5 protein-coding genes and 1 pseudogene are annotated in these 7,000 nt (G+C 60.9%); 2 read left to right on the top strand and 4 right to left on the bottom strand.

Annotated features, from left to right (window positions below; translation table 11 throughout):
• The 3 genes from MOV76_RS37715 to MOV76_RS37725 all read right to left on the bottom strand — a co-directional run.
• Positions 1–1,365: DEAD/DEAH box helicase (locus MOV76_RS37715; RefSeq protein ID WP_247266475.1), on the bottom strand; the 1,365-nt coding region annotated here is incomplete at its 3' end.
• Between the two features lie 246 nt (positions 1,366–1,611).
• Positions 1,612–2,727 carry a DNA alkylation repair protein gene (locus tag MOV76_RS37720; protein ID WP_247266473.1) on the bottom strand — a complete coding sequence of 372 codons (1,116 nt, stop codon included), beginning with the start codon at positions 2,725–2,727 and terminating at the stop codon, positions 1,612–1,614.
• Positions 2,728–2,842: 115 nt separating this feature from the next.
• A complete protein-coding gene (locus MOV76_RS37725; RefSeq protein WP_018243162.1) occupies positions 2,843–3,871 on the bottom strand; it encodes a LacI family DNA-binding transcriptional regulator in 1,029 nt (342 codons plus the stop codon).
• A gap of 162 nt (positions 3,872–4,033) precedes the next feature.
• Here MOV76_RS37725 and MOV76_RS37730 point away from each other — a divergent pair, with 162 nt between their 5' ends.
• Positions 4,034–4,981, top strand: coding sequence for a dihydrodipicolinate synthase family protein (locus MOV76_RS37730; protein ID WP_018243161.1), 948 nt, complete (start codon positions 4,034–4,036; stop codon positions 4,979–4,981).
• A 197-nt stretch (positions 4,982–5,178) separates the two neighbouring features.
• Positions 5,179–6,564: an MFS transporter gene (locus MOV76_RS37735; protein ID WP_247266474.1), complete on the top strand. Its 1,386-nt coding sequence runs from the start codon at positions 5,179–5,181 to the stop codon at positions 6,562–6,564.
• A 220-nt stretch (positions 6,565–6,784) separates the two neighbouring features.
• On the opposite strand, the pseudogene MOV76_RS37740 reads toward MOV76_RS37735, so the two are convergent.
• Positions 6,785–7,000 (bottom strand): annotated as a pseudogene (locus MOV76_RS37740) (hypothetical protein); the annotation flags it as partial.

A 7,000-nucleotide genomic window follows, 5' to 3' on the forward strand; every position in this document is an offset into this window, starting at 1 on the left:
GGCGCGGACTTCGCTGCCTTCACCTTCGCGGCGCGGGCGGCGTTCCTGACGGTTGCCGCGATGCTCCGAACGGTTCTGGTCGCCACGGCCTTCGCCACGACCCTGACCTTCGCGACCCTGGCCGCCATTGCGATTGCGGTTGTTGCCATTGCCGTTGGCACGGCGGGGTCCGCCGCTGATGTTGGCCGGCGGTTCGCCGCTTGCGATAGTGATGTCGATGCCCATCAGGCGCTCGATATCACGCAGCAGCTTGGCTTCGTCGGGAGCGCAGAAAGCGATGGCGATACCGTCGCGGCCGGCACGTGCCGTGCGGCCGATGCGATGGACATAGGCGTCAGGCACCTCAGGCAGGTCGTAGTTGTAGACGTGGCTGACAGCAGGGATGTCGATGCCGCGGGCGGCGACGTCGGTGGCAATCAGCGTCTTGATGCTGCCGTCGCGGAAGGCCTTCAGCGCCCGCTCGCGCTGGCCCTGGCTCTTGTTGCCGTGGATCGAGGCGACGGAATAGCCGATATTCTCGAGATGCTTCATCAGCTTCTCCGCACCATGTTTGGTGCGCAGGAAGACCATGGCGCGGCCGTCAGGGTTTTCGGTCAGCGACTTGCGGAGCAGTTCCGTCTTGTCGTTCTTGCCGCCGACGAAATGGACGTACTGTTCGACCTTGTCGGCAGCCTTGCCCGGGGGCGTGACTTCGACCTTGACGGGATCGACGAGATATTCGCCGGCGAGATCAGCGATCGCCTTCGGCATGGTGGCCGAGAAGAGCATGGTCTGGCGCTTTTTCGGCACCATCTTGGCGATCTTGCGCAGATCATGCACGAAGCCGAGGTCGAGCATCTGGTCGGCTTCGTCAAGCACGAGATAGCGGACCGTGGTCAGCGTGATCGCGCGGCGATTGACGAGGTCGAGCAGGCGGCCCGGCGTGGCGACGAGGATGTCGGTGCCCTTTTCGAGCTGAAGCTGCTGCTTGTTGATCGAGACGCCGCCGACGACGACGTTGATGCGCAGCGACGACTTGCGGATGAACTTCTTCAGGCTCTCGGCGATCTGGTTCACCAGTTCGCGGGTCGGCGCCAGGATCAGCGTGCGCGTCGTGCGGTTGTCGGGACGCCGCTCATCGGCGAGCAGCTTTTCGATCAGCGGCAGGCCGAAAGCGGCGGTCTTGCCGGTGCCGGTCTGGGCAAGGCCGATCAGGTCGCGGCCTTCGAGGAGGAGGGGAATGGCATGTTCCTGGATCGGCGTCGGCGTCTCGATGCCGAGCTGGAACAAAGTAGCGACGATCGGCTTGGAGACACCAAGCGATTCAAAATTAGTCAAGGTATAACCTTTCGGGGCGCCACAATGACTATCGCCGGAACGCACCATGCGATCCGGTTTCATTCTGGCGTCAAGAACCCCGCGTGAAGTGGGAACTTGTGAGTTGGAAAAAGCTTTCCAGCGCTTCTGGCCGCTCATGGGAGTGCGGCGCTCTATCGAAATGCGCTTTTGTCCCTTCTTCCTGCGTCTGTATTTTTCAGCAGGGGCACGCTCACGCGGCGGCCGGAAGGGTGAAAGCTGACCCGCATTTGGGCTAGTTCGCGTGGAAAGTCAAGTGCAGTGCACAAGAAAGCCTCAAGCGGGGTCAGGTGAGGGCATGACGAGGACGAAGCTTTGCGATGCGGTCTCCACGCCGTTGACGAGGATGGCGATGCGATGTTCGCCTGGATAATAGCGTCGCGTCGTGATCGGCCGCATGGCGTGGCGGCGCCCAATTATATGGCTTTGCCCCGGAGCGAGCATTATTGCCTTGCACTTGAAGACCTTGGGTGAGAGTGAACCGTCGCTCTTCACATGGTGAACGGCGTAGTCGATCATCAGCGATTGCGCTCGCTCGCCGGCGTTTGTCACCCGGATTTCGAAATCCAGCCCTTCGCCGAACATTACCTCAGTATTCCGGAGCCGCAGTTTGCATTCGAGCGAAGCGGCCGCGGCGAAGCCGAAATTGGCGAGCGCCTGCGCGTGGCCCTTCTTCAGAAGCGTGCGCGAGGCGTGTTTCAGCAGCCAGCGACGTTCGGATGAAGCGCCGTCGATATGACTGGCGATGAAGGCGGCGACCAGGTCCGGGTGGTCCTTGGCGACGTCGTTCAGGCTGTTGGCCACGGAGCGGCGCACATAATCTTCCGGATCATCCATCAGCGCGGTCAGGATGGGCAGGATCGGCGCCGGATCCTTCACGAGCTGCGGCAGACGCATCGCCCAGGGCAGGCGCGGCCGCGTTCCTTCGCTCGCCAGCCGTCGCACATGCTGATCGGGATCGTCGACCCAGCCTGAAATGATGGCCAGCGCGCGCTGCTGGTCGCGGTGGATAAAGGGGCGGATGCCGTATTCGGCTGTGAAATGCGGCGTCAGCGCCTTCAGGAGAGCGAGACCGAGATCGAAGTGATCGGGGCCGCGTGCGGCGATGAACTGATTGACCGGCAGCAGCATCCAGCCGGAGAGCCCCGGCCTACCGGCGGCGGGCAGGCTCGCTTTGAGCATGGCTGCGGCCTCCCGGAAATCACCGGGAAGTGTTGCAAACAGTGCGTCGCGGATCAAGGCCGAGCGCTCCATCAGCTCCAACGCGGTGAGGCCCTCGGTCGCCAGCGTCACGAAGCGGTTTTTATCGAAAGTCGGCGCGTTGCCGGCAATGCGATCGGCCATATCGCCGACCAATGCCTCATGCAGCAAGTTCTTGAGCGGCTCCGGCATGCTGGTCCTTCCTCTCTATGCGGCCGCCGCATGCCGCCCGCATGAGGGTCTGCGAAACATCTGGCCATTTGCTATCGGATCGTGTGGAGATAGCGGGATGCGTGTGACGCGAGCTTTAGCGTATCGGTGCCGTCGATTTCCTTGGAATGAGGGTTGGAGCCGAGATCCGAATACGCTCGTCGGCGGCGCTGTTGTCACCGGCGAGAAGATCAAGGGCGTTTGATGCAATTTGCTCAAACGGCACCCGCAACGTCGTGAGCGGCGTGGGGAGGTGGCTGACAATCGGAATATCGTTATAGCCCACGATCGAGATGTCCTGCGGCACGGAAAGGCCAAGTTTCGTCAGTCCCGACAAGGCGCCGATGGCGGTGTTGTCGTTGACGGCGAAAATAGCGGTTGGGCGCGGACTAAGATGCATCAGTGTCTCGACGGCTACCGCACCGGACTCGATGCCGAAAGTCGAGGGAATGATGTAGGAGGGATCCGCATTCAGTCCAGCTTCTTCCAGGGCGTGCCGGAAACCCTCCACTCGGCCCCGCGAACTGGAGGCATAGGATGGACCGGCAATGACGCCAATTCTGCGATGGCCGAGATCGAGGAGGTGGCGGGCCGCGAGGTAACCACCGAGCCTGTCATCGCCGACCGACGAGAGGCTGTGGCCATCCGTCCGGAGTGCCAGGACATAAGGAATACCGCGTTTTGCCAGCTCGTCCGGAAAGTCATCGTCTTCCCGCGCTGTCGAAAGAATCAGTCCATCGACACCGCGCTTCAGCAGAGACTCGGCCGCGAGCCGGTCTGCCTTTGGCTTGTCGTCGGTCGTTGCGACAATGGCGAAGCGGCCACTACGGCTGCAAGCCTTGGCCAGTGCTTCGTAAAGCATGGCCATGACCGTATCCGTCAACCTGGGCACGATCACCCCGATTGTCATTGTGTTGCCGCGCCTAAGGCTCGCTGCGGAAACATCCCGGACGTATCCCAGCTCTTCGGCAACCTTGCGCACGCGCCGCGCGGTCTCGCTGTCGGAGCGGGGAAGCCTCTCGTCCAGTATGCGAGACACGGTAGACTTGGAGACACCGGCTGCGGCAGCGACGCCGTGAATAGTGACTCGGGTCTGCCCCGGAACTTCATCCGTCTTTGAATTCATTGAGCCTTTTCCAATCGAGTCAGCAAGACGCCGCCGCTCTCTCAGCATGCACCAAAAAAGATATTGACTCCAGAGAATTCGAGAACGATATTGGGAACGTTCCCGTAAACGATCCTATATCGATCGCAAGCGAACTGCGATCGCACGAAGGAGGAGACCAATATGCAACCGATGGATATGCGCGGGCTGAGCCCGGCCCCCGTTACCGCTTTCACCCGCGACGGTGAAGTTGATCACAAAGCCAACGCCAAACTCGCCAAATGGCTGGTCTCGATGGAAGGCGTCAAAAGCCTCGTCATCCTCGGTCATGCCGGCGAGGGCACCTTCCTCACGGAAGAGGAGCGCCTTGCTCTCATCCACACTTATGTTGAAGCAGTCGACGGTGCCGTTCCGATCATTGCCGGGATTACCGGTGAAGGCACGAAGGTCGCCGCTGAAGAGGCCAGGAAATGCAAGGCCGCTGGTGCCACCGGCGCACTCGTCTATCCCAACCACGGCTGGCTGCGTTTCGGCTTTCAGAAGGGAGCGCCTCAGGATCGCTACAAGGCAATCTGGCAGGAGTCTGGCCTTCAGTGCATCCTGTTCCAATATCCCGACGCCACCAAGGCATCATACGATCTCGATACACAGCTTGCGATTGCCACACAGGAAGGCGTCGTCGCCACCAAGAACGGCGTGCGCAATATGAAGCGCTGGTATGTCGAAATTCCGGAGCTGAAGAAGGCCAATCCAAAGCTGCAGGTTCTGAGCTGCCACGATGAATGGCTGCTGCCAACCATGTTCGATGTCGACGGTCTGCTCGTCGGTTATGGCAATATCGCGCCCGAGCTGCTCATCGACCTGATCAAAGCTGGCAAGGCGCAGGACTATCCGGAAGCGCGCAAGATCTTCGAGCGCCTTCTTCCGGTGACGCGTGCCGTCTATCATCGCGGCTCTCATATGGAAGGCACCGTGGCCCTGAAACTCGGCCTCGTGCACCGCGGTATCCTTGACCACGCTACGATCCGCGAGCCGCTGAAGAGCCTTGGCGAAAAGGCCGAAGCGGAGATCTTTGCTGCCTTCGACGCCGCCGGTATCGGTCGCGTTGACCAGTTGCTGGCTGCCGAGTGACCTCTTTGACGCCCCTGCGCAGGTCGCAGGGGCGCATTCCGAAGGGAGGAGGAAACCATGGAAACTCGCCGAGGCAGACTTGAACGTCTTTGCAGGCCATTGCTCTGACAGGACGAACTGACGCGCAGTAGCAACCATCAAGCAGGAGCGCCCCTGGCCGGGAGAGTGGTAGGCCACGGGGCGAGAAGGAGGAACCAATGAATGTCATGCAGCCTATGCCGGCTGAGACGGCGAATGCCGCTGATCCTCAGGCCGAAATCAGCGCTCGTCTGGAGCGCCTTCCCATCACCCGCGAGGTATTCTGGGCGCGCAATATCGTCGGCGCGGCAACATTCTTCGACGGCTACACGGTCATCGCCATCGCATATGCCATGCCCGTCCTCGTCCGCGAGTGGGGCCTGACTCCCTCACAGACAGGCATGATCCTGTCGATGGGCTATCTGGGGCAGTTGATCGGTGCGATCCTGTTTGGCTGGCTTGCCGAGAAGGTCGGCCGGCTGAAAGTTCTTCTGTTCACGATCCTGCTCTTCGTCAGCATGGATGTCGCATGCCTGTTCGCTGCCGGAGCCGGCATGATGATGGCCTTTCGTTTCGTCCAGGGGATCGGCACCGGCGGCGAGGTTCCGGTCGCCAGCGCCTATATCAACGAGTTGATCGGGTCGAAGGGGCGCGGCAAGTTCTTCCTCCTCTATGAGGTCATGTTCCTGCTGGGCCTCGTCGGCGCCGGGCTGATCGGCTATTTCATGGTACCGGTTTACGGTTGGAAGGCGATGTTCGTCGTCGGCCTCGTTCCCGCAATCATCATGATTCCTCTGCGCTGGTTCCTGAAGGAATCGCCACGTTGGCTGGCTGCCAACGGCCGCTATGGCGAAGCAAACGCTATCGTCACCCGCATGGAAGAGAGTGCTCGCGCAGCTGGCAAGGAACTGCCCGAGCCGAAGGTCATCCAGGTGCCGGTCCGCCGCAAGTCGGACTGGCGCGAGCTCTTCCAGGGCATTTACCTGAAGCGGACGCTTTCCATCTGGGCAATGTGGTTTACCGCCTATACGGTGGCCAACGGTACGATCACCTGGCTGCCGACCCTGTATCGACAGGTCTTCAATCTGCCGCTTCAAACCAGCATCTTCTATGGTTTCCTGACGTCGGTCGGCGGAGTGATTGCCGCCGTCATCTGCGCGCTGCTCATCGACAAAGTGGGACGCAAGCGCTGGTACACCGGTGCACTGCTTCTCGCTCCCGTGCCGCTGCTGGCTCTCGCATGGCTCGGCGCGACGTCTCCCATCCAGGTTCTGGTTCTTGCCGGTCTCGCTTATGCGATTGTCCAGACCGTCACATTCTCCCTGTACCTATACTCGGCAGAGATCTACCCAACGCGCCTCAGGGCACTGGGAACAGGAACCGGCAGCGCCTGGCTTCGCTTGGGATCATCGGCCGGTCCGATCCTCGTCGGCACGGTGATGTCTTCCATGGGCATCCAGTATGTCTTTGCGAGCTTCGCAGCCATTCTGATCGTCGGTGCGATCATCACGGTGTTGTTTGCGGTCGAAACCAAGGATCGCGTGCTGGAGGAGCTTTCTCCGTAACGGCTGAAAATGCGATCTGATCGGCTTTGAGCTGGCGGATGAAAATCCGCCAGTTTCATTTGTTGCCGTTCCGACAACTGCATCATTCCTTAAATCGGAATCGATTTAAGGATAAAATATTCAAAGCGTTACAGCATCCTCTGTACGTCTGAAAAGACGCGCGGCGCTGTAATTTGACCGGCGCCGACGGGAGGTCAAGCGACGCCGGATGCGGTTTCCGCTACTGCGGGCAGACTTCGACGCGATAGGGCTGGCCCCAGCGATCGTAGCGCCATTCGAGATGGCAATAGCCCGGCCGGTAATAGGTCCGGTAAACGGGGTAGGGGCGGTAAGCGGGATAAGCCGGATAGACCGGGTAGGCGGGACGGGCGGCCTCCGACAGCAGGGCGCCGCCGACGACGCCGGCGGCAAGGCCGCCCCAGAAGGCATCGCGTGG

This window comes from Rhizobium sp. PRIMUS64 (assembly GCF_023006465.1).
Lineage (GTDB): Bacteria > Pseudomonadota > Alphaproteobacteria > Rhizobiales > Rhizobiaceae > Rhizobium > Rhizobium leguminosarum.